This is a genomic window from Paracraurococcus lichenis (genome assembly GCF_030657435.1).
GTDB classification, from domain to species: Bacteria; Pseudomonadota; Alphaproteobacteria; order Acetobacterales; family Acetobacteraceae; genus Paracraurococcus; species Paracraurococcus lichenis.
In genome coordinates this window covers 22,462-41,860 of sequence record NZ_JAUTWS010000048.1, presented here as the reverse complement: position 1 = coordinate 41,860, position 19,399 = coordinate 22,462, and the positions used below count along the sequence as shown (strand labels likewise).

General features: G+C 66.1%; 31 protein-coding genes. 20 read left to right on the top strand and 11 right to left on the bottom strand.

From position 1 onward, the window contains the following. Positions 1-476: 476 nt before the first annotated feature. Genes Q7A36_RS29375 through Q7A36_RS29365 form a run of 3 tightly spaced genes read right to left on the bottom strand, consistent with a single transcriptional unit; the run spans position 477 to position 1,935 of the window. Positions 477-698, bottom strand: a complete 222-nt coding sequence (locus Q7A36_RS29375) for a hypothetical protein (protein ID WP_305107347.1) — start codon at positions 696-698, stop codon at positions 477-479. Between the two features lie 32 nt (positions 699-730). Continuing rightward, positions 731-1,705 carry a tyrosine-type recombinase/integrase gene (locus Q7A36_RS29370; RefSeq protein ID WP_305107346.1) on the bottom strand — a complete coding sequence of 325 codons (975 nt, stop codon included), beginning with the start codon at positions 1,703-1,705 and terminating at the stop codon, positions 731-733. After that, positions 1,702-1,935, bottom strand: a complete 234-nt coding sequence (locus Q7A36_RS29365) for a hypothetical protein (protein ID WP_305107345.1) — start codon at positions 1,933-1,935, stop codon at positions 1,702-1,704. Before Q7A36_RS29365 ends, Q7A36_RS29370 begins: the two co-directional genes overlap by 4 nt. A gap of 267 nt (positions 1,936-2,202) precedes the next feature. Here Q7A36_RS29365 and Q7A36_RS29360 point away from each other — a divergent pair, with 267 nt between their 5' ends. Next, the gene (locus Q7A36_RS29360) at positions 2,203-2,676 is read left to right on the top strand and encodes a hypothetical protein (RefSeq protein WP_305107344.1); all 474 of its coding nucleotides are present in this window, start codon (positions 2,203-2,205) and stop codon (positions 2,674-2,676) included. 220 nt (positions 2,677-2,896) lie between these two features. On the opposite strand, the gene Q7A36_RS29355 is transcribed toward Q7A36_RS29360, so the two are convergent. After that, a complete protein-coding gene (locus Q7A36_RS29355) occupies positions 2,897-3,511 on the bottom strand; it encodes a hypothetical protein (RefSeq protein ID WP_305107343.1) in 615 nt (204 codons plus the stop codon). Beyond that, positions 3,508-3,861, bottom strand: coding sequence for a hypothetical protein (locus Q7A36_RS29350; RefSeq protein ID WP_305107341.1), 354 nt, complete (start codon positions 3,859-3,861; stop codon positions 3,508-3,510). The genes Q7A36_RS29355 and Q7A36_RS29350 overlap by 4 nt, the downstream gene beginning before the upstream one ends. Positions 3,862-4,570: 709 nt before the next feature. On the opposite strand from Q7A36_RS29350, the gene Q7A36_RS29345 reads away from it, so the two are divergent. The 15 genes from Q7A36_RS29345 (at position 4,571) to Q7A36_RS29275 (ending at position 11,832) form a co-directional block, all read left to right on the top strand. Further along, the gene (locus tag Q7A36_RS29345; protein WP_305107340.1) at positions 4,571-5,176 is read left to right on the top strand and encodes a hypothetical protein; all 606 of its coding nucleotides are present in this window, start codon (positions 4,571-4,573) and stop codon (positions 5,174-5,176) included. Positions 5,177-5,325: 149 nt separating this feature from the next. Further along, on the top strand, positions 5,326-5,922 hold the full coding sequence (locus Q7A36_RS29340) for a ParA family protein (protein ID WP_305107339.1): 597 nt from the start codon (positions 5,326-5,328) through the stop codon (positions 5,920-5,922). After that, positions 5,909-6,166, top strand: a complete 258-nt coding sequence (locus Q7A36_RS29335) for a hypothetical protein (protein ID WP_305107338.1) — start codon at positions 5,909-5,911, stop codon at positions 6,164-6,166. Before Q7A36_RS29340 ends, Q7A36_RS29335 begins: the two co-directional genes overlap by 14 nt. Positions 6,167-6,593: 427 nt before the next feature. Continuing rightward, a complete protein-coding gene (locus tag Q7A36_RS29330; protein ID WP_305107337.1) occupies positions 6,594-7,223 on the top strand; it encodes a hypothetical protein in 630 nt (209 codons plus the stop codon). Positions 7,224-7,396: 173 nt separating this feature from the next. Further along, positions 7,397-7,618, top strand: coding sequence for a hypothetical protein (locus tag Q7A36_RS29325; protein ID WP_305107336.1), 222 nt, complete (start codon positions 7,397-7,399; stop codon positions 7,616-7,618). A gap of 7 nt (positions 7,619-7,625) precedes the next feature. Next, positions 7,626-7,913: a hypothetical protein gene (locus Q7A36_RS29320; protein WP_305107335.1), complete on the top strand. Its 288-nt coding sequence runs from the start codon at positions 7,626-7,628 to the stop codon at positions 7,911-7,913. Between the two features lie 2 nt (positions 7,914-7,915). Beyond that, positions 7,916-8,107 carry a hypothetical protein gene (locus Q7A36_RS29315; RefSeq protein ID WP_305107334.1) on the top strand — a complete coding sequence of 64 codons (192 nt, stop codon included), beginning with the start codon at positions 7,916-7,918 and terminating at the stop codon, positions 8,105-8,107. Between the two features lie 38 nt (positions 8,108-8,145). Beyond that, a complete protein-coding gene (locus Q7A36_RS29310) occupies positions 8,146-8,346 on the top strand; it encodes a hypothetical protein (RefSeq protein ID WP_305107333.1) in 201 nt (66 codons plus the stop codon). 9 nt (positions 8,347-8,355) lie between these two features. Next, entirely contained in the window at positions 8,356-8,649 is a 294-nt protein-coding gene (locus tag Q7A36_RS29305; RefSeq protein ID WP_305107332.1) for a helix-turn-helix domain-containing protein, read from the top strand. Positions 8,650-8,741: 92 nt separating this feature from the next. Continuing rightward, positions 8,742-9,023, top strand: coding sequence for a hypothetical protein (locus tag Q7A36_RS29300; protein ID WP_305107331.1), 282 nt, complete (start codon positions 8,742-8,744; stop codon positions 9,021-9,023). 3 nt (positions 9,024-9,026) lie between these two features. Beyond that, on the top strand, positions 9,027-9,257 hold the full coding sequence (locus tag Q7A36_RS29295) for a hypothetical protein (RefSeq protein WP_305107330.1): 231 nt from the start codon (positions 9,027-9,029) through the stop codon (positions 9,255-9,257). Then, complete coding sequence (locus Q7A36_RS29290) at positions 9,254-9,463, top strand: hypothetical protein (protein ID WP_305107329.1); 210 nt, start codon at positions 9,254-9,256, stop codon at positions 9,461-9,463. Before Q7A36_RS29295 ends, Q7A36_RS29290 begins: the two co-directional genes overlap by 4 nt. 37 nt (positions 9,464-9,500) lie before the next feature. Continuing rightward, a complete protein-coding gene (locus Q7A36_RS29285) occupies positions 9,501-10,664 on the top strand; it encodes a hypothetical protein (RefSeq protein WP_305107328.1) in 1,164 nt (387 codons plus the stop codon). A gap of 28 nt (positions 10,665-10,692) precedes the next feature. Then, positions 10,693-11,184, top strand: a complete 492-nt coding sequence (locus Q7A36_RS29280; RefSeq protein WP_305107327.1) for a hypothetical protein — start codon at positions 10,693-10,695, stop codon at positions 11,182-11,184. 105 nt (positions 11,185-11,289) lie between these two features. Next, the gene (locus Q7A36_RS29275) at positions 11,290-11,832 is read left to right on the top strand and encodes a hypothetical protein (protein WP_305107326.1); all 543 of its coding nucleotides are present in this window, start codon (positions 11,290-11,292) and stop codon (positions 11,830-11,832) included. Between the two features lie 58 nt (positions 11,833-11,890). Here the strand turns inward: Q7A36_RS29275 and Q7A36_RS29270 are convergent, their stop codons facing one another. Next, positions 11,891-13,579 (bottom strand): methyl-accepting chemotaxis protein, encoded by a 1,689-nt coding sequence (locus Q7A36_RS29270; protein ID WP_370655718.1) that lies wholly within the window; start codon positions 13,577-13,579, stop codon positions 11,891-11,893. Between the two features lie 305 nt (positions 13,580-13,884). On the opposite strand from Q7A36_RS29270, the gene Q7A36_RS29265 reads away from it, so the two are divergent. Continuing rightward, a complete protein-coding gene (locus Q7A36_RS29265; RefSeq protein WP_305107324.1) occupies positions 13,885-14,013 on the top strand; it encodes a hypothetical protein in 129 nt (42 codons plus the stop codon). Positions 14,014-14,141: 128 nt separating this feature from the next. Here the strand turns inward: Q7A36_RS29265 and Q7A36_RS29260 are convergent, their stop codons facing one another. Continuing rightward, positions 14,142-14,801 carry a cell wall hydrolase gene (locus tag Q7A36_RS29260; RefSeq protein WP_305107323.1) on the bottom strand — a complete coding sequence of 220 codons (660 nt, stop codon included), beginning with the start codon at positions 14,799-14,801 and terminating at the stop codon, positions 14,142-14,144. Positions 14,802-14,889: 88 nt separating this feature from the next. On the opposite strand from Q7A36_RS29260, the gene Q7A36_RS29255 reads away from it, so the two are divergent. Genes Q7A36_RS29255 through Q7A36_RS29245 form a run of 3 tightly spaced genes read left to right on the top strand, consistent with a single transcriptional unit; the run spans position 14,890 to position 15,958 of the window. Next, positions 14,890-15,120, top strand: coding sequence for a type II toxin-antitoxin system HicA family toxin (locus tag Q7A36_RS29255; protein ID WP_305107322.1), 231 nt, complete (start codon positions 14,890-14,892; stop codon positions 15,118-15,120). Positions 15,121-15,125: 5 nt separating this feature from the next. Beyond that, a complete protein-coding gene (locus Q7A36_RS29250; RefSeq protein WP_305107321.1) occupies positions 15,126-15,554 on the top strand; it encodes a type II toxin-antitoxin system HicB family antitoxin in 429 nt (142 codons plus the stop codon). Beyond that, entirely contained in the window at positions 15,551-15,958 is a 408-nt protein-coding gene (locus Q7A36_RS29245) for a helix-turn-helix domain-containing protein (RefSeq protein WP_305107320.1), read from the top strand. Before Q7A36_RS29250 ends, Q7A36_RS29245 begins: the two co-directional genes overlap by 4 nt. 56 nt (positions 15,959-16,014) lie before the next feature. Here the strand turns inward: Q7A36_RS29245 and Q7A36_RS29240 are convergent, their stop codons facing one another. The 4 genes from Q7A36_RS29240 to Q7A36_RS29225 all read right to left on the bottom strand — a co-directional run bounded on the left by Q7A36_RS29240 (position 16,015) and on the right by Q7A36_RS29225 (position 19,397). Next, entirely contained in the window at positions 16,015-16,560 is a 546-nt protein-coding gene (locus Q7A36_RS29240; RefSeq protein WP_305107319.1) for a hypothetical protein, read from the bottom strand. A 140-nt stretch (positions 16,561-16,700) separates the two neighbouring features. Then, entirely contained in the window at positions 16,701-17,102 is a 402-nt protein-coding gene (locus Q7A36_RS29235) for a hypothetical protein (protein ID WP_305107318.1), read from the bottom strand. Positions 17,103-17,286: 184 nt separating this feature from the next. Continuing rightward, positions 17,287-18,522 (bottom strand): hypothetical protein, encoded by a 1,236-nt coding sequence (locus Q7A36_RS29230; RefSeq protein WP_305107317.1) that lies wholly within the window; start codon positions 18,520-18,522, stop codon positions 17,287-17,289. Then, the gene (locus tag Q7A36_RS29225) at positions 18,519-19,397 is read right to left on the bottom strand and encodes a hypothetical protein (RefSeq protein WP_305107316.1); all 879 of its coding nucleotides are present in this window, start codon (positions 19,395-19,397) and stop codon (positions 18,519-18,521) included. Before Q7A36_RS29225 ends, Q7A36_RS29230 begins: the two co-directional genes overlap by 4 nt. Between the last annotated feature and the right edge of the window lie 2 nt (positions 19,398-19,399).

Sequence of the window (19,399 nt, the reverse complement as noted above, 5' to 3'; positions counted from 1 at the left end):
GCCTGTCAGCCGCGCGGCCGCCATCGTTGCAGGTTCAGGGCTTCGGCATGCGCCGCGGCGGCCTGCTGGCGCAGCGGCGAAAGCCGCTGCTGCAGCGTTTCGGCTTGGTCTGCAGCCTTGCGCATGGCGCCGGCGAGGCGGCGTAGCCGCAAGGCCGCGGCGGCATTGTCTGTTCCCGTGTTGCGTTCGCGGGTCTCGGCGCAGGTGAGAAGGTGAGCGGCGTGTTGGCGCATTCGTTCAACGGTCATGGAGCCTCCGCCAGGGCAACGCCCGGGCTTGAGGAAAGAAGGTCTCTGCGCCTGCTTTCTCCATAACTTCAGATATCGCGCCTTAACGGCAGCCGCCTCTCACCGCCGATAACGCCGCTTTCTCGGAGGGAAGCGGCGCTCGCCCGAATCACCTCAAGCCGCCCAATCCCGAGCCAAACGGTTGGCCATGCGGGCCGGAGGCCGCCGGCACTACCCGGCCAAGCCGGACTAGCCCCCGAGGCCGCGCGTCTCCCGCGCCCTCTGCACGTGGGCACGGGCCAGTTCCAAGGTCTCTCGCAGGGTCTCCAGCATCGCTCTGGCGCGCGCCGCCGCCTCGGGATGATTGTCCCTGTCCAATTCTTCGATAATGCTGATCTGGCGGGCGACGCGCTTTTCGCCCTCCCGAACGTGCCGTTCGGCTTGGGTAAGCGCATTTTCGGGCAAGGCCATGACCGTCATCCCCTCAGTCCCGACCACACCCGCTAGAGGCCCAGGCGCTTGGTAGGGCTCTCCTGCATCAGCTTGGCGCGGCGGACATAGCGCCGCATGGTCTTCAGGTCGCGGTGCCGGCTGTGCTCCATGATCTCCTCGTCCCGCAGCCCTGCTTGGTAGGCCTGGGTGACGAAGCCCGCGCGGAGGCCGTGCGGCGCGATCGGCTCCAGGGCAGTGCCTTCGATGCCGGCCTCTTCCGCGCGGCGCAGCAGGATGCGCCGCACAGCGCCGGGATGCAGAGCACAGCTCTCGATCCCACCCCAGCGGTCGATCGCTCGGAAGACCGGCCCGAATTGGCAGCCTGACACCTCCAGCCAAGCCTCCATCGCTCGGACCGGGCAGGTGGCACGGTGCTGGCCGCGGGCAATCCCGAGCTCCTGCCCCTGGCCTTCCGGGTCGCCCTTCGAACGTGGGACCCGCACCCGCAGGCCCTCGGGGGTGAAGGTCAGGTGCTCGCGCTCGACCGCCACCAGCTCGCTCCGCCGCAGCGCGCCGGCGAAGCCCAGCAGCAGCAGGGCGCGGTCGCGCGTGCCGGTGAGGCCGTCGGTGCAGGTGGCGACGAGGCGGCGGATCTCGGCGGTGCCGATGGCGGCGGCGCGGCGCTGCGGCACACCATGCTCCCGGGCAATGCCCCGCAGCGTGTCCCGGATCGCGGGATGGCTCGTGGCCAGGTGCTGCCCGGCCTGCCGGTGTGCCCGGGAGATAGCCGCGAGGCGGCGTCGTAGCGTCGCCAGGGCGTGGGTGCGCGCCATGCTGGCCAGGTAGGCACCGACTGCCTCTGGCGCCGCCGGGAGGGCGACGACGCCGGCGTTGTCGCACCAGGTGCTCCAGTCCCGCCAGTCGACCGCGTAGGCCCGGCGGGTGTTCGGGGCATCGGCGCCGCGGGCATAGGTGACGGCTTGGTCCGCTGCGGCCCTCGCGTGCGGGGCCAGTTCGGCCGACCGAGGGGAGGGCACAGTGCTCACGTCGACCTCCCAGCCTCGGTGGTGCCGAGGACCTCGACCTCCTTCACGCCGCGGAGCATGTCGACGATCTGCGCCACGCTCTCGTTGACCACAAGCGCTTTGCCCGAGCCCACCTCCACGGACGTGTTGCCCACCCCACGCGCCTTGAGAGACCGGATCTGGCTGACATTGATCACCACAGTCCGCCTCGATTGGGAGCCTTCGGTGAGCTGCAGGAAGGCGGCCAGCATGGGCTCCTCCTCCTTTTGAGGGACGATAACACCCGATTATCGTCCCTTTATCACCCCCGCCGCAATCCCGAGACGACCGCTCGGCAGTGCGGTCGGATGCCGCGCGGACTGCGCCAGATGGTGGTCTCGTGCAGGATCACCGCAGCCCGAAATCCGCCGATTGAGGCACCGAAGCCGCGGCCAGCCGATTCCAGCATATCAATCTGAAGTAGATTTATTTGCCTTTCAGAATTGTCGGAAGGCTTCCTTGCTCATCAGGGACCAGACATGAAGTTTGCTCGTCTGCTGGCGCTCGGCGTCGTCAGTCTTCTGCCTGCCTGTGCCTCCGTGATGGAGGGCACCAGCGAGAGTGTCGCCATCAACACCACGCCGGCGGGCGCCTCCTGCACCGTGGACCGCGCCGGGACCCGGCTGGGCACCGTCGCGCCTACGCCGGGCAGCGTGAACGTCGCGAAGTCGAAGAACGACATCACCGTCGCCTGCACGAAGGAAGGCTTCGAGCCTGCACAGGTCTCGGCGTCACCGAAGTTCGTCGGGACCACCTTCGGGAATGTGCTCGTCGGTGGCCTCGTCGGCGTAGCCGTGGATGCTGCCACCGGTGCGAACTTCGACCTGCCGGAGAAGCTGGACATCACCCTCGCTCCCAGCGCGCCGCCGACACCGCCGGTCGCCATGGCTCCCAGGATGGCGCCGATCCCGGTCTCCACTGTGCTGCCGGCACGTGGCAAGCCAGGCGTCTGAGCTGGCGCATGCCTGACGTCCTTCCGGCCCTTCAGAGCCGGAAGGACGTCAGGCGGCGTGAAGCCGAAACCGCCTCTTGATGGCCTCCAGCACGGCGAGGCTGCGCAGAAAGGGATGCCTGCGGCTGCCTGAGCACCGCGCGTGAGTCGGCAAGGGGCGTCACGCTCGCCGCCTGCACCCCTCGTCCTGAGCCTCTTTCCGACCTCTCGGCTTGAGCCCGTTAACCGGGAGGTCGTCGCTTTGCCGCCTCTTTGGCAGCCGCCAGTTCTCGCGTCTCCCGCTCGAACTGCTCACGCCGCCGCTTCAGCGCCTCGAACGCGCTCGTCCGGTCTGGCAAGTCGAGAAGCACAGGGGGGGTAGGGGGGAAATTAAACTGATTCCTCTCTTCACGGACGCCCTGTCCGCCGCAGCGCCGGCGCGTCCGCACGCGCTCCGGCGCGGCCGGAATCTTCGGGGTGGCAGGGGTCAGTAGCTCGTAGGCGTTGCTGGTCTGCTCGGTGCGCCAGCCGACGCGCTTCAGGCGGCGCTCCCAGCGCAGTAGTCCGAGATCGTAGAGAATGTTGACCGCGCGCCGTGCCGTCCGGTCAGAGGTGCGGGTGGTTCGGCCGAGCTCCTGGTGAGTGGGGTCCAACCGCCCGTCAGGGCCGACCAGGTTGATCAGCCGACGCGCGATCCGCAGTGTTGTGTCGGTGATGCGACGCGCCCACCAGAGCTCGGTCACCCGTGAAAGCAAGAGCGCCTTCTGGCCGATGGACACGGTACGCCGCACGCCCTCCCCGAACACGCTGCCACTGTGCCAGGGCCGCGGGTGAAGGGCCGGAAGCGGGAGGATCATCGGTCGCCACCGTGGCGACGCAAGTGCCAGAGATCGTCGGCCGCGTAGCCGTGCTGCGCGAGGTGACGGAGCTTGCGCATCACGGTGGATGCGTTGCGGCCGATTGCCGCGCCGAGCATGTGCACGCTCGGGCAGCGCTCGCCATAGCAGCGGGCTTGAGGGGCGAGATCGCCCGTCAGCAGCTCGCGCACCAGCGCAACATGATCCTGATCAAGCGGGCCGCCGGCGCGCGCCAGATCCACGACCCGGCGCATGATGACGCATGAATCGTGCTGACGAGACTTAAGGGTTGGTCGAACGAAATCAGTGTGTGGGCACGCGCGATCGATCGCGCGAACGTCGTCGGGCAAGGCCTTCTCCTCTCGGGGGAGCGACCCAGCACGACGGGATCCAGGGAGCCGCCAAGCCGAGCATCAGCACGCGCAAGTTGGCTTGCGTTTCGTGCGGCACGGCACGAGAATGGGAGTTGGAAATTTGGCTCCACTCTCGCTGGCTATTTGGCGGCCCTCGTGCTCCGCGTGTCGTCACGCTGGACCGCGAGGGTTTTTTTTGGCTGCTAGCGGCTGATCGGCACCTCCTCGATTCCTCGAACCGTCACCATGCCGCAGGCGTGCGGCATGCGGCAACGTAGCTGCAAACCCAACTTTATCGGTCTTGGCAGCGCCGATTCGAGGCGTAACCGCAGCCTTATTGCGATTTCGTTTTATAAAGCCAAATTATTCGTCGTTGTAGAGCGATCTATCGGTGCAAATTCCACGCGCCGATGAAGCCTGATCGACGAATGCCAACTTACATGGCGCCTCCTGCCCCTGCGTAGCGACATAGGCAACCAGCAAACTGACACGTGCTGCGCAGCTAGCAGGCCACCAAAGGAAAGCTAGGCGCGAATTCTAGGCGCGCGCAACAGGCGAGTGCCAGCACGCATCTGGTTTACCCGCGGTCTATTGCGCATACGAGAGGAGTAGGAGCGTGGTAGTGCGACCCTGCAGTGCAGAAGAGGCCATCGCCTCCGCTCACGGCACTGAGAGCGGGGTGAGGTCTGTTCAGGCGCAGAGATGCATGTTCTGGATTTTGACGCCTCAACAGGCATTCGCGGTTGGGTTCTGGATGGTCGGCTTCTCGGACCGTCCTCTAGTCGGAGCCCTGCTCTGGTTGAGCCTGTTTCGATATGTTGACATTAATACGGGTGAGATCCTACTCAGCCCGAGCGAGTTGGCCGTCGCCACCGGCGTCAGCGAACGCGATACCGTGCGAGTGCTAAGGCAGCTCGAGCAGATTAATGCTCTTCGCAGACGCTTGGTGCGTGTGCGTGGCGTGCGCGGGCCAGGCGTTGCGCGCTATTACGTTAATCCGAACTGCCCTGAGCACATCCCTCCGCCCGAAAATCTTGCAGAGCGGGGCCAAAATCGCAGTCGTCGTGCCTTGGTCGTGCAACCCAAGCCGAAATTCGACGACACCTCTGAAGTGCGCATCTTCCTCGCCGACGTGCTGGAAGCCGCAAACGAAGCTGTCCGCACCGAAGGTCTTGACGTCACGGCTCGCTCAATCCAGCGAGATGTACCTCTCCCACGTACCGTGGCCATGGCGGTGCTGGAAGGCGCGAAGCAACGGGTCCGAATAGCCAAGGCGCAAGAGAGCTTGCCGCCTGCTCCGGACGAGGATTGAACCATGCGCCGCGAGCCGGCTACCTCGTCCGCGGGCCTTTCCAGTCGCAGTGGACTGAGGATACGCCCATTTCGCCGTGGCGACGGATTGACTGATTGATACCATTCCATCAATCTATCTATCATGATAGATCGGTAGGGCGGTGTCCGATGTTCGTGACGGTGGCGAGCTACAAGGGCGGCGTGGGCAAGACCACCACCGCCGTCCACTTGGCCGACTACCTGCAGTCGCTGGGGCCGACCCTGCTGATCGACGGCGACCCCAACCGCTCGGCCACCGGCTGGGCCAAGCGCGGTGGCTTCAGCTTTGCCGTGGTCGACGAGAAGGCCGGAGCCTACACCGCCCGCAGCTACCAGCACGTCGTGGTTGATACCGAGGCGCGGCCGGGCTCGGCCGACTTCGAGGCGTTGGCCAAGGGCTGCGACCTATTGGTGGTCCCGACTATTCCTGCTTCGCTCGATACCGATGTCCTGGTGCAGACACTGCGCGCCGCCCAGGCGCTCGCTGCCGACAAGTACCGGGTCCTTTTAGTGAAGGTCCCTCCCCCACCCGAGACCGACGGCGAGCAGCTGCGCCAGGCCCTGGTCGCCCAGGGTATCCCCGTCTTCCGGGCCGAGGTTCCTCGGCTCAAGAGCTTCGAGCACGCGGCGGCGGCCGGCGTCTCGGTTCGCAACCTGCCGCGCGCCATCCGCGCGTGGGAGGCCTATGCCGCCGTCGGTGAGGAGGCCGCACATGTCCACGCCTAAGAGCAAGTTCGCCAACCTGGTTGGGCAGATCGCCCAGCCGGAGCCCGAGGCAGCCCCGGAGCGGGTCGAGAAGGTGTCCTCCCCTACCGAAGTGACGCCCCCGGCTATCGAACCCCGGACGGCGATGACCTACCGGCCGCGCGTCGTCACCCACGAGCGGCTGCGCAAGATCAGCTTTGAGACTCGCCGCTCCATGCAGGAGTTGGTGGATGAGGCAGTCGAGGCTTGGTTGGCTGATAGATAGATATCAAGATAGATTGGTATCATGCGGTACGAGATCTACCGGATCACCTGCGCGGTGACCGGCTAAAGGAGCATCTGCGGGCGGCCCTCAGGGGAGCGGGCAGCGCGCTCAGTGAGGCGATGCGCTAGCACGGCGAGGACGCCTTCACGCTTGAAGTGCTGGAGATCGCACCCGACCCGGCGACCGCGGCCCGCCGCGAGCGGGCGTTGATCCTGGAGCATGGCACCGGCTTTCCGGCGCGGTACAACATGCACGCGCGAAAGATGATTGACTTACTTCATTCAAGATACCAAGATAGAATGATACCATAAACGCGCGGAACGAGAGCGGCGGAATTGCTCTACCTACCGCCCGCATGCGGTCCATGACCATGACAGGTCGCCCCGACTGGCTGGCGCATTATCACGTCCTAAGATTGTGAGATGTCATGATTGAGAAACCAGGAACGTCGCTTTGGAAGTCCATCACTGGCGACAAACTGACCGACCTATTCGGTATGGCCACCGACGTTGCTTTGAATGCGGCCACCTCCGGCGCTCTAGACGGTGTGCCAGTGGTCGGCCTGTTGACCGCCATGGCCCGGACCGGGCGCAGTGCCCGTGATCAGCTCTACCTGCGGAAGGTGATTGAGTTCCTCCATAACCTGAACACAACCAGTCAGGAGAAGCGGGACGCCTTCATCGCATCGCTGGCCGATCAGGACGAGTTGGAGAGGTTTGGCGACGCTATCATCCTCATTCTCGAGCAGAACGACGACTTGCGGAAGCCGGGCATCATCGGCCGGGTGGTGGCGGCGCACATTGACGGCCACATCGAATACGCGAAAGCGATGCGCCTAGTTAACATTGTCAATCGCGCTTACGCTTGTGACCTGCCTTACCTGAAGACTTTCAAATCTGGGGTCCAGGCCCATTCGCCCGATATCGCCGCCTCGCTGTTCTCGGCGGGGCTGCTAGCTAACGCTGGCATGGACGGTGGGACCTTCGACCAGGATGGGGGCCTCCTTTACGAGATGAACGAGTACGGCAGGCTGTTAGTACAATACGGCCTGAATTGATGAGATCCGATCGCGCTGCTCGGATGCGTGCAGCGTGACCTGTTCGCGCTGGCAGGACTGGCGGCTGCACGGCCCCTGCTTTCCGTCGCTGGTCGAGACGCTGCGGGCGGAGCGAGAACGGCGGAACGGCTCCGGGCTACCGAGGGCCGAATCGGCGCGCTACCGTTTGCGGCATGATCGAGCTGTTCGAGTTGCTGGACCTGACGAACAGGCGCCTCGGCGTCATCACCTTCGACCGGGGCAGCTATCACTGGACCCGCATCGACGGTTACGAGAACGGCCCGTTCGAGACGTCGGAGGCGGCCCTGGCGGACCTGAGCACGGATCTGCGGCGCCAGGTCCTGACACGGCCGATCGGCACCATGGACGGCGAGCCGGATCTGAGCGGACCCTGAGCCTGGCATGCGAACTCCGCACGAGGTGATCGCCCAGGCGAGGGTCCGGGCCGGCAGCCGCATCGGCGAGGCCAATGCCGACGCGGCCATGCTGGCGCTGACCGAGGCCGGCTATGTCGTGTCGAGGGCGGCAGAGCTCCCCCTCGACGCCCAGGTTGCGCGGCTGCAGGCACTCTTTGCGGCGGCCTCCGAGTTCCTCTCCACACCCAGTCTGGCCCGCCTGGTGGTGCAGGGCGTCTGGATGACCCGCGAGCAGGTGGTCGCCGAGATCCGCGCCATGACGCGGAAGCCGTGACCATGGCCGATAGCTTCGCGGAGTTCCTGGCAGGCGAGCTGACCACTATGACGGACGATCTCCGGCGCCATCGTCGCGCGCTCATCCGCGCCATGCAGAAGGCGCGAGGCTGTGCGACCACCGGAACCCGCTGTCGGGCCAGCGAGGACTGCGCCTGCTGCCAGGCTTACGAGGAGGCAATCGCAGATGCCTGATCCACACCTAATTTGCGCCAACTGAACCAAGGCGGACCATGACCGAGACCGAGCAGGTTTTCACCCTTGCGATGGCTATGGCTGGCGCGCTGGGCTTCCTCGACGAGGAGGCGAAACACGCCCATCTTTATATGAACGATGCTCGCGCGGTGCTTGCCAGAATGAAGCGCCACGGCTGCGAGATCACTTGCACCGGGCCGCGTGGTGACGTGCAGCTCCCGCAGGAGAAGCAACACTAGGAAGGTGCCATGGGCAAGGCCACCGACCCGCAGACGCTCGCCGAGGCCCTGGAGGCGGGCCTTTGGCTGCAAGCGCGGCGGCGTGCCTTGGGCCTCTCCCAGCTCGACCTCGCGCAACGCCTAGGCAAGACCGCGAGCTGGGTGGCCGGCGTGGAGAACGGCCGGGCGCGCGTACCCCCGCGGAGCTGGCGCGAGTGGGCGGCGGCGCTGGAGATTGAGCCACGCATCCTCGCGCGCGAGCTGCTGCGACGCCTCGAGCCGGAGGTCGCGTCCCTGGTGCTGGCGAGGATGGATAACGCCTAATGCGCGCTATTTCGCTTGCATCATAAATGCGGGCGGTTTAGCTTGCATCCGACGGCGGCAAATGGCACGGCCGGGAACGAGGGAAACGACGGATGCCTGCCATCACCATCAACGGCACCGCGCACACGATCAGCGACAATCTCAAGTGTAGCCTTAGCGATGCGCTGCTGGCCGAGGTCAAACGGTGCGCCCAAATGGTGGCCGAACATCCCGATGCCGATGCGCTGTTTGGCATTACCAAAGACCGCAGCACACTTCGCGAGACTGCCAACCGCGACGGCTTGGAGGCACAGAGGATGCACGGCTCCCTATGGAGCTATGACGCAACCGAGGCTCAGGCCCGTTGGAACGACGCGTTGTATCTGGTTGCCTAACCCATGGGTGACTTCGCCGCACTGCTGGCCGAGGCCGGGGTTTCCCGCCCCTGGCTGGCCGCCCGCACCGGCCGCACTCGCGGCGCCGTAGATCGCTGGTGCGATGGCAGCGCTGAGCCGCCGGCCGAGGTGATGGATTGGCTGCGCCGCCGCCTTGCCGACCTGCCGCCAGTCCTGGCCCGCTACACTCCAACGCCGCCCGCCCGCCGGGCGTTGAAGGCTGCCGCCGAATGAGCGACATCCCGACCGACTATCAGGACCGGCTGAACCTGCGCGAGCAATTGGCGCGGATCGACAACACTTTGGCCAGCACGCAGAAGCTGATCAGCGAGCGGCACAAGTTTGACCGTGAGCCTTGGATCATTCTCGCGGCGGCGTTGGTCGCGGCCCTCGGCGGCATCATCGTCCGGCTGCCAGAGATCATCACTGCTCTGCGCTAACACCCGCTCTCGTCCCCGGAAGCTCGCACACCGGCCTATGACCCAATATACCATTGACTTGAATACCCGGATTGTTCCTCCACAACGTCAAGTGTGGCGCCTTTTCCCGGGCAAGAAATACCGCTTCCTACAAAGCTTTGAGCGACAGCACTCGGTCTTTCTTGACCTGCCTGGGCTACAGCTTCCCGACGGGCCTATCACCTCCGACCTGCCGGATTTAGACGCACGCATTCTGGCGGCGCGCGCGATCGAGCCATGGGCTGCGCGAGCAGCACAGCTGGCGCGACAAGGCCGTACGGACGAGATCCCAGATCCGCCAGACCGCGACATCGCTGCATATGCAGACAAGCGACTTCCGAAGGAAGCACACACCGACAAGGGCGCGGTGATCGGCTTCTTTGCAAGGGCCGCTATTGGCGATCTCGTCGTGGTGCCCGACGCGATCCCCACACGACGGGTACTCATCGGCGAGTTCATTGACGGTCCCGAGCGACGTACGAGCGTCATCCTACCGGAGATGTATGGCGACGAACCGATGCCGGCACGCCTAGTTCGCTGGTATCCGCCCGTGAATGAGCTTGAGTTGTCAGCCGAGCTGTCAACCGTGCTGCGGCGCCCAAACGCTTTCACGCTGCTCGGGCAATCCTTCCATCAAGAAATTTTCGACCACAGCTACGGTACCTACTACGCCGACGGCGTCTATGCCACGAGGCTCTGGACCGAGGCCGAGCGGTTCACCACCGAGGACGCCCTGAGCCTGAGCCTACTCAGCCGTTTGGCTTCCACTGTGGCACAGGCCCAAGAGGCCGGTCTTAGTGATCCGGTCCAGATCGCACACATTTGGCAGGTCTTGGAAGTGGATGTCGCGGAGCGCTTCCTGCTCGACCTCAAGGTCAACATCAACTCACCAGGCTCCTTGGCGCTGAAGTCTCGTACGTTGGCGCCGCTTATCTTAGCTGCGTTGTTTTCTCTTCTCACCACCGCCAGTGCGGCCGAGCCGCAACCCAATCCTAATGGCGCTAAGGTCGTAAACACGGCCGCAACTGGCACGCCCGATCCATGCGCTCCCGCTGTGGACGAGGCCGTCCGTGAAGCGCTAAGCTATATGCAATACGATGTCTGGCGAAATGCCTGCCTGCGCGCCAAAAGTTTGGCAGAGCATCCGAGGATGCGCGGTGACAGTCGCGCGGCGACCCGGTAATTTCGGTTTGGGAGACGGAGGCTTACCGATGCTGGGCTGGTTGAAGAGGCAGTCTTGGCTGAAGCCGGCAGGCCTGTTGCTCGTTGGCGGCGTCGGGGGTAGCGCTGTCGCGCCTATTTGGCAGGGAGCCGTTACCCAGTACTACGCGGACCGTCAATCAGCGTCAGACAAAACCGAGAAAGCAATACGAGACTTCCGCGAAGCAGCGATGGATTTTGATCACCTTGTTGCTTCTTTCGTCATTGCTATTTCACAAGACAACAAAGTGAACTTAGAGGCGAAAAGCCGTCTTCTGTCAAATATTTTGAATCAAAAACAACTTCTTGAAGCGGCGATCCCGATGCTGCCAGCTGAAGTTGGCCCGCAAGTTCGAGCTTATGAGACTGCTCTACGCGCGCTTAATGGGACAATTCCTGGCATCCGCGAGGTTGCAACTATGCGGGAGTTTTGGGAACGGACAAGCGATTTGGTTGTTGCGCGTAGCGACTTGTACGCGAAGCTCAGAAGTACAGGTGCCTAGGGCTGGCTGGGCAACATCACTGTCTATTTTATAGCTCAAGACACAGAATCACCGCTCCGCTTGCAGCCGCGCCCTCTGCTTCGGCGAAAGCGACCCGACCTCGACTTGCCGGGCGAGTTTCGCAAAGGCGTCGCCTTTGCCACCCTCTGCGCCGATGAAGAAATCGCCCGGCTGCAGCAGGAGATGGCGGAGATGCAGGACGAGCTAGACACCCTGCGCCGGCTGCTGGGCCTCTCCCTCGCCCCGCTCTCCGCCTTACCTCTGATAATCCCGCCATATCGAAGGGGAGTAGAGGTGAACTGGTGGAGCGCCAAGGAGCGTGTGTTAGGCGGCGTTAATCGCCTTCGCCCGCTCAATGATGCGCTCGGCTTCGTCGCGCGTGGCGACGGAGCAGCGCACTCTGACTATACCATGCAAGCATGCGCTGGAGTCGGCCCAATACCCGGTCTCTTGCAAGGGAACCCAGACGGAGTGACCGCCGACGATCGTCAGGATGCGCTGCTGCGCCTCGTAGCCGCCAAGCACTGGCTCGACACGGTACTCGTCCATGAGCTGTGGTTCTCGCTTTTTCCAGATTGCGCGTTAGCAGGCGGCAACAACCTGGCTGGCGGTACCCACAGCGCACAGCAAGGCGGTGAATGCGGATAGGAAAGGGCCGGCATCCAGGAAGGTTGCCGGCCCTTTCTCTCTTCGGCTGATCCGCCGATTAGGCAGCGCGCGCGTCGCGTAAGAAGGTGCCTACCTCGGTGTCGAGTGTCGTGGCCTGGCGCGACAGGTCCTCCGAGGCGCTGGCCACTTCACTGGCAGCGGCGCTCGCCTCAGTGGCGGCGCGGCTGACCGCGCCGATCGCGCCCGAGACACTCTGTGTGCCGGCCGCAGCCTGCTGCACACTGCGGGCGATCTCGGCAGTGGCCGAGCCCTGCTCCTCGACGGCGGCAGCGATCGCAGTCGCTATTTCGCTCACCTCGCCGATGCGCGCCCCGATCGCCTGGATCGCGCCCACCGCATCGCCCGTCGCCGACTGCATGGCGCCGACCTGCGCCGCGATCTCCTCAGTGGCTTTCGCGGTCTGCGCCGCGAGGTTCTTGACCTCGGAGGCGACCACCGCGAAGCCCTTGCCGGCCTCGCCGGCGCGGGCGGCCTCGATGGTGGCGTTGAGCGCGAGCAGGTTGGTCTGGCCGGCGATGGTGGTGATCAGGTGCATGACCTCGCCAATGCGTTGAGCACCCTCGGCGAGACCGTGGACCACCTCGTCGGTGTGGCGGGCCTCGGCGACGGCTTGGCCTGCGACCTTGGAGCTCTGCGAGACCTGGCGAGTGATCTCGGCGATAGAGGCGGAGAGTTCCTCGGTTGCGGCAGCTACGGTCTGGACGTTAGCGCTGGTCTGTTCAGCCGCAGCTGCGACCGAGGCAGCCTGCTTTAGAGTACCCTCGGCGCTGCCGGACATGATTTCTGCGGCGCCCTTCAGCCGTCCCACTGCGGCCGAGAGCGTGCTGACTGCGTGCCGCACCTTGCCCTCGAAACTCTTAAGCAAGGCTGCCAACCGCGCTGCATGCTCAGCCTTGGCGGCCTGCTCAACGGCCTGTGCTGCGCTCAGGGCGTCAGCCGCGCGCAGCCCGGTGCGACATTCGTCGATAGCCCGCGCGAGATCACCAATCTCATCAGCCCGGACAGCGCACGGCAGTTCGAAAGCGTAATCACGTTGGGCAAGCTGGCGCGTTGTGCCGGCCAGCCGGAGCACCCGCGATACCACCTGCTTGTTCAGCCACAAGGCCGAGGCCAGCGCTACAAGGGCGGCGAGGAGGGTGACACCGCCGATCATCCAGAGCGCCGAGGCATAGGTCACGTGCGCAGCCGCGGCGGCATTCCGACCCATGCGGGTATTAAGGTCCTGGTCGGCGGAAACCGCCTCAAGGGTACGACGGTAAACAGGCCACGTCTCGCCTTCGTAGAGGGCGACCGCCCCATCCCTGTCCCCACGTCGGGTCAGATCGTCGATCCGTTCAGCCTTCGCCTTATAGTCGCGCCACGCCGCCACAATGGCATCGGCCCGTTGGCGTTCCTCACCTGGGGTGACGAGCCGGTCATAGGTACGCCAGTTCTCCTCGACGAGTGCGAGCACCTGCGCGTATTGCCGCTCAGCCTCTGCTTTGGTGTTCGGGTTGGTCGTCAACAGGATCTGACCCTGTAGGGCGCGATGGCGCGTGATGCTCGCTGTCAACCGTCCCAAAGTGTCGATCGACGGCATCCAGTTGTCGGCCAGGTCTGCAGCGGCCCCGTCAAGGCGCGAGAGCTGCTGGACAGCGACGCCGCCCAGGCCGGCCAGGGTGAGGAAGAGCGCGCCGAAAGCGATGATGAGCTTGCTGCGCACGCTCGTATTCTGAAAAAGAGCCATGGCGTTAACTCGTCACCGAGGCCCGGCCAGCCTGGGTATGGCGGAATGGGCCATCGGTGCCGGTGGCCGTGGAAGGACCACTGGACCATTCTTGCAACCAAGAATGATATGTGGTGCCATAAACAATCAACAAAGAGGAGAACGACTGTAGCTACAAAAGAAAAAGATGTCATGATGAAAAATTAATATTATTATATTAGAATTAAATAATATGTCGAAGGGCATTGCTGGAGATGTGTCGGACTGCGCCTATACCAGCAAGCTGCGCGCGTAGCCGCTGAACTATCCTCCGCAGCGTGCAGCGCATGGCCAACGGCGACGCGCGGGCCTCGGGCGAGATGCGGGTGATCCTCTCCATGATGCGGGATGGCCAGCGGAAGGCCATGCAGCGGAAGGCAGCGGCCCGCGAGCCTGCAAGCCAGCAGGGCGGGTGAGGGGGGCCGTCCGGCCCCGGGTCTGTCCTGCAGCGATCCCCATCGACAGCATCCGAGCGGATACTGACCGTGCAGCGGCCCCCTCCCGGCCTCCGCGCGGAGATTACCTCACTGCAGCGCTGCTGGCGCTAGGCGACGCCCGCGAAGAAGACGTGCCCACCGATCCGCGCCACCTCGCGCGCCGGCGGCCGCGCCCAGGCTGGCGTCCGGTCGATCGACAGAGCGTAGTAGTGCCGGGCGTCCGCAACGGTATCCGGCGCCGCCCAGGCGCGATCCACCACCGCGGCAATCCGCTGATAATCCGGATCGGCAGGCTTCAAGCTGAGCATCTTGGCCCGGTTCGGATCGTCCGCATTCCACGCGCTGAATTGCCACCGCCGCTGACACTCGACCGCCGCCGAGCTTCGGCGTGCAAGCGCGCGATTGCGCACCACGTGCACCACCGCGACCTGTCCCGCCTCGGGCTCGCCGCGCGCCTCGCCCCAGACGGTGCGCACCAGGATATCGCGGTCGGCCGCGGAGAGTGGAGGCGCAATCGCTGCTGCCCGCCACCCGCTGAGTAAGCCCTGCGCCACGGTCGCCGCCGAGAGCCGGGCCGTCAGGGCTCGGTTGGCGGCATTACCGTAGTTGCCGGCCAGGCGGTCCAGCAGGCTGCGGAGCGTGCCCCAGGCCGTGCCCGGCTGGCCCTGCGGCAGCCAGGCCAGCAGGTGCGGCAAGGCTACTGCCGCCAGCAGTGCAGGCAGCACCCATCGTGCCGGCAGGAGTGCCAGCAGCGTCTCGAGATCCATGGTTTGCCCTCTGTAGGAGTGCCGCCTTGCCCAGACGGCGGGGAATTTCGGACATAAATGTCCGATTCAGCTTGCGTCTCGGACATAAATGTCCGATTACCCCGACATGAACGGGATCGAGCTGCTCCGCACAATCCGCCGCCTCGCCAACCGGCGCGGACTGGTTCTGGTGGAGCGGCCGGGCAAGGGCAGCCACATCGTGGTCACCCTGAGCGGACGGCGCAGCACGATCCCGCAGCACCGTGCCGACCTGCCGATGGGCACCTATCGCGCCATCCTGCGGCACCTCGGGCTGACAGATGACGATCTGAAGGAGTGATCGCGATGCGCTACGCCTATCCTGCCGAGGTCGAAGAAGCCGCCGACGGCGTGACGGTGACCTTCCCGGATGTGCCTGGGGCTGTTGGCTGCGGGCCGGACCGGACGCAGGCCCTGGCGAGCGGTGCGGATGCGCTGGCCAGCATTCTCGCCGCCATGGTCGATGATGGCGAGGTCGTGCCTGTGCCGTCATCTGCAGATGGGCGCCCGATGGTGGCGGTTTCGGCGCTGGAGGCCGCGAAGCTGGCACTCAACGCCGCCATGGCGAAGCGGGGCATCAGCAACGTCGAGCTCGCCAAATCCCTCGGCTGCGACGAGAAGGCGGTTCGCCGCCTGCGGGGCGTGCTGCACGTCAGCCGCATGCCGGAGGTCGAGCGTGCACTTGCCGCGCTCGGCATGAGCTTGGTGGTCGAGGTGGAGGCGGTCGACGCATGAACGCGATCAAGCCCCTGGCTGAAACGCCAGAGACCGTGACCCTGAGCCGCGCTGACTTTGAGGCGTTGTTGGATGCGCTTGAGGACGCGCAGGATGCTGCGGCTTTCCGGGCCTTCGAAGCGCGCATTGCGGCCAAGGGGAAGGAGGCCGTGCTTGCCGATTGCCTGCCCATCGACCTCGTTGACCGCCTGCTCGCGGGCGAGAGCCCGGTCCGGGTCTGGCGCACGCACCGGGGCCTGACGCTGCCGGACTTGGCAGCGCGCGCCAGCATGCCGGCCAGCTGTCTCAGCGCCATCGAGACCGGGCAACAGCCAGGCAGCCTCGCCGCCATGCTGAGGCTTGCCAGGGTGCTCGACCTGCGGGTCGAGGATCTGGTGGCCGGGGATGAAACAACGGGCTGCTGAGGGCGCCGTACCCCGGCGGCAGGGCAGAGAGGTAGCCTCTGAGCTGAGACGATGCCTTAGGTCCGGCGCAGCAGACCCAGGGCCGCCGCGCGCAGCGCCTCGGTCACGAAGCCCTGGTCGGTCGGTTTGTCGGTCAGGAACACCATGACGGAGCCCCGCACGTCACCATCGCCGGTGCGTACTCCGGTGATGCAGTAGATGGTCGCGCCCGTTTCGGCCGTGATGAATTTCACGTCCACGCTGGCGTCGTTGGTGATCTCGATGCATGGGACGGAGCCGGCCCACATCTCCGCCAGGACGCGGGCGCTGACGTGGCTGCCGCTGCGCAGGATGGGGACGAGGTCCATTCCGTCGAGCACGGATTGCCCGGTGCGTGTCGCGGCGAGCACCAGGTGCCGAGAGTTGCGCGGGAAGTCGTAGCGCCACGCAGCGGCAGCGACGCCGCCTGTGGCCCGCATGAGACCTGCGAGGACTTTGGCGGCACGTTGAGGATCGACCTCGTAGGAGTGCGAGGCTTCGTTCGTCCACACGCTGACCACGACCACTCGTTGGTCCCAGACGACGGCGAGACCGGTTGCTGCCGCGGAGAGGAGGAGGAGCATGGCGAGGCGGTTCCAGGCAGTCCGGAGGCCGCCAGCACCAAGCCATTCGAGAAGAGTTTGCACAATCGCAGTCACGGCAGGGTCCGACGGGCGCTGGTTGCGGGGCAGCGCCCGCGCCCGCGAGACGTGTCCCGAACCTGTTAGGTGCTGGGCGCGCTGCTCGGCGGTGTGCCCGCGAGGATCTGCGGCACGCGGTCGGTCGCGAGGACGCCGAGCTGCACCGCTAGGCCGAGCAGGGCAGCGGTTTCGGGGCTGTCGAGATTGCAGGAGCCCTGGCCCAAGACGGTCATCGCGCCGACCATCAATCGTGCATCGGCGGTGAACTGCGCCGCGACCTCTGCCGGGGTGAAGAGCGCGATGAACTCCGCCGCCGAGACGACGCGCTTCGGCGTGGGCTCGACCGGCGGCGCGAAGCCGATGCCGTCGAAGGTCCAGCCGGGGCCGGCTGTCTCGCTGGCGACCCAGCCCCGCGCGGCGGCAAAGTCGGGTTCGGCCTCGGCCACGTTCACCACGCGGCCGCTGTCTATGATTGCGTATCGCATTGATGTGTCCTCGCCCGCGGACGCACGGCCCGCTAGCTTGATTGGCGTCGGTCTACAGGGGCGGCATCACTCGGGCGCAGCGCCTCGGCGACGGTCCGTACCCGGCGCCAGCGTCCGACGCGGCGCAAGCCGCGGGCACACCACGCGGCCGGCCTCGATGACTGCGAACCTCATGCCTGCCCCCTCACCACCAGAACACGCGGACTTCGCCGCGGCCACCGAGCCCGCCGTTGCCGAAGCCGGACGCTCCCGCCCCGCCGCCGCCGCCGCCGCCTGGGATGGCGCCGGCCGATCCGGGGCCGGGTGTGCCGCCGCTGACCGAGCCGCCATTGCCGCCACCGCCGGCGCCGAACATCAGGGCGCCCGGCAGGCCGAACGCGGCGTTTGAGCCCGCAGGCGTCGTGGTGCCGAGACCCGGCCCGCCCTGCGTGGTGGCGAAGCCGCCGGCCGCGCCGCCGGTCGCCGCGCCGGCGGCCGAGTAGCCGCCGCCCCCGCCGCCGTTGCCACCGTAGACCGACGAGCCGCCCGGGTTGCCGTTGCTGGTGCTGGCCAGGCCGCCGGCTGCGCCGCCCCACTCGGCATTGGGCGCGCTGGTCTGCGCGCCGTAGCCGCCGATGCCCGGCGCGTTGGTGCCGAGGCCGGCGATGCTGCCGCCCGCCCCCGTGCTGCCGGAGCCGCCACCCGAATAGACGAGGTTGCCGAAGTTGCTCGCCCCGCCGTCGCCCCCAACCGCGCCGCTCGTCGTGGCATTGGCGCCGGACGCGCCGACCGTCACAGTGATGGTGGAGCTGACCTGAGAGGCCGGGATGATGCGGATTTGCCGGGCGCCGCCAGCGCCGCCGCGCCCGCCCTGCGAGCCGGTGGTGCCGGCCTGGCCGCCAGAGCCCGCGCCGATGCAGTCCACGAGGTAGTAGGACGCGCCGGTCTGCGGCGAGAAGCTGCCCGACGCGGTGAACTGCTGCGAGCCCGAGGTGAGCGCGCCGGCCAGGAGGAACACGTTCCAGCTCGCCACCACGGCGCCGGCATTCGAGAGGCTGATAACCTGCACCGTCATGGCGCCGGTCGATGAGTTGTAGGCGGTGACCACGCCGTCCATGCGGGTCGTCGGTGTCGCGGTGCTGGCGATCCTCACCGGCATGCCGACGACGAAGTTCTTGCCGGTCTGGACTGTGAGGCTCTGCGCCCCGGTCGCAACCGTCATCGACGTGCTGGAGGTGGCCTGCGTGTTAGTGAAGCCGCTGAGCGCCGAGATCGCATTTGCCGCCGAGGTGACGGAGCCGGCGGCATCGTTGAGGGCAAGCTGGAAGTAAGCGAGCCAGCGCGGCAGATCGACGCCGCCGACCGTCACGGTGTCGAGGTAGCCGCCATTCGCCAGGAGGCTGCTGTCCACCTGCTGCCCGGCCCAGGTTACGATGGTCACGCGATTACCTCGCTCAGTTGGAAGGTCGGTTTCATCCGGCCGAACGACGTGTATTCGAGCGCCGACAGTTCCTTCATCGTGGCGAGGAAGGACCGGCGGTGCAGGTGCAGCGTGTCGTCGGGGTTGTGGATCCAGAAAAGCTGGCCGCTGATATCGAGCCGTCGCTGCATGTCGAAGGCCTGCGACAGCGCCTCGGCCTCCGGTATGTCGAGCTCGAACTGCATCGTGCGGCGCCCGGTCTGCACGTCGTAGAAGATCGCGCCGCCCCAGCTCTCGGCGCCGCTCGTGCGGCTCTCGAAGCCGAGCTGCGCGCCGTACTGCGGGTTGACGCTGACCCGCCAGCCAGGCGCCAGGAAGATGCGCGGCACGTCGACGTAGCCGAGCGTGCTCGCGCTGTCGTCGATCTCCACCAGCCAGTAGCGGGCATATGCGACAGGCGCGAAGGTCGCCACGAACGGCACCGGATAGGTGCCCACGTCCTCGGCCGACAGCCGCCGGTCCCACCAGGCCGGGTCGCCGTAGTCGAGAACGCCGTCCGGGTAGATCGCGGGATAGAGGGCCTTCCAGCCAGTGTCCGCGACGGCCGGAGCCGCGGCGTTCTTGACCGTGAAGCCCCGCACCCGCACGCGGCAGTCCCGGGACGCGGTGAGGAAGGGGATCGCTGCCACGCGCACGCCCCGGCTCACGCCGAGGTCCACCCAGAACTGAGTGGCGGTCAGTGTGACGCCGACACTGCGCGCCCGCTTCACGAGCAGCGGGGATGCGAGGTTGGTGAGCGGCAGGCCGGCAAGCCAGGTGCCACCGCTGAAGGCGACGGTGGCATAGGTGGGGCTCGCATCGACAAAGTTCGGGTAGGCCAGGATGGCGCGCGACATGG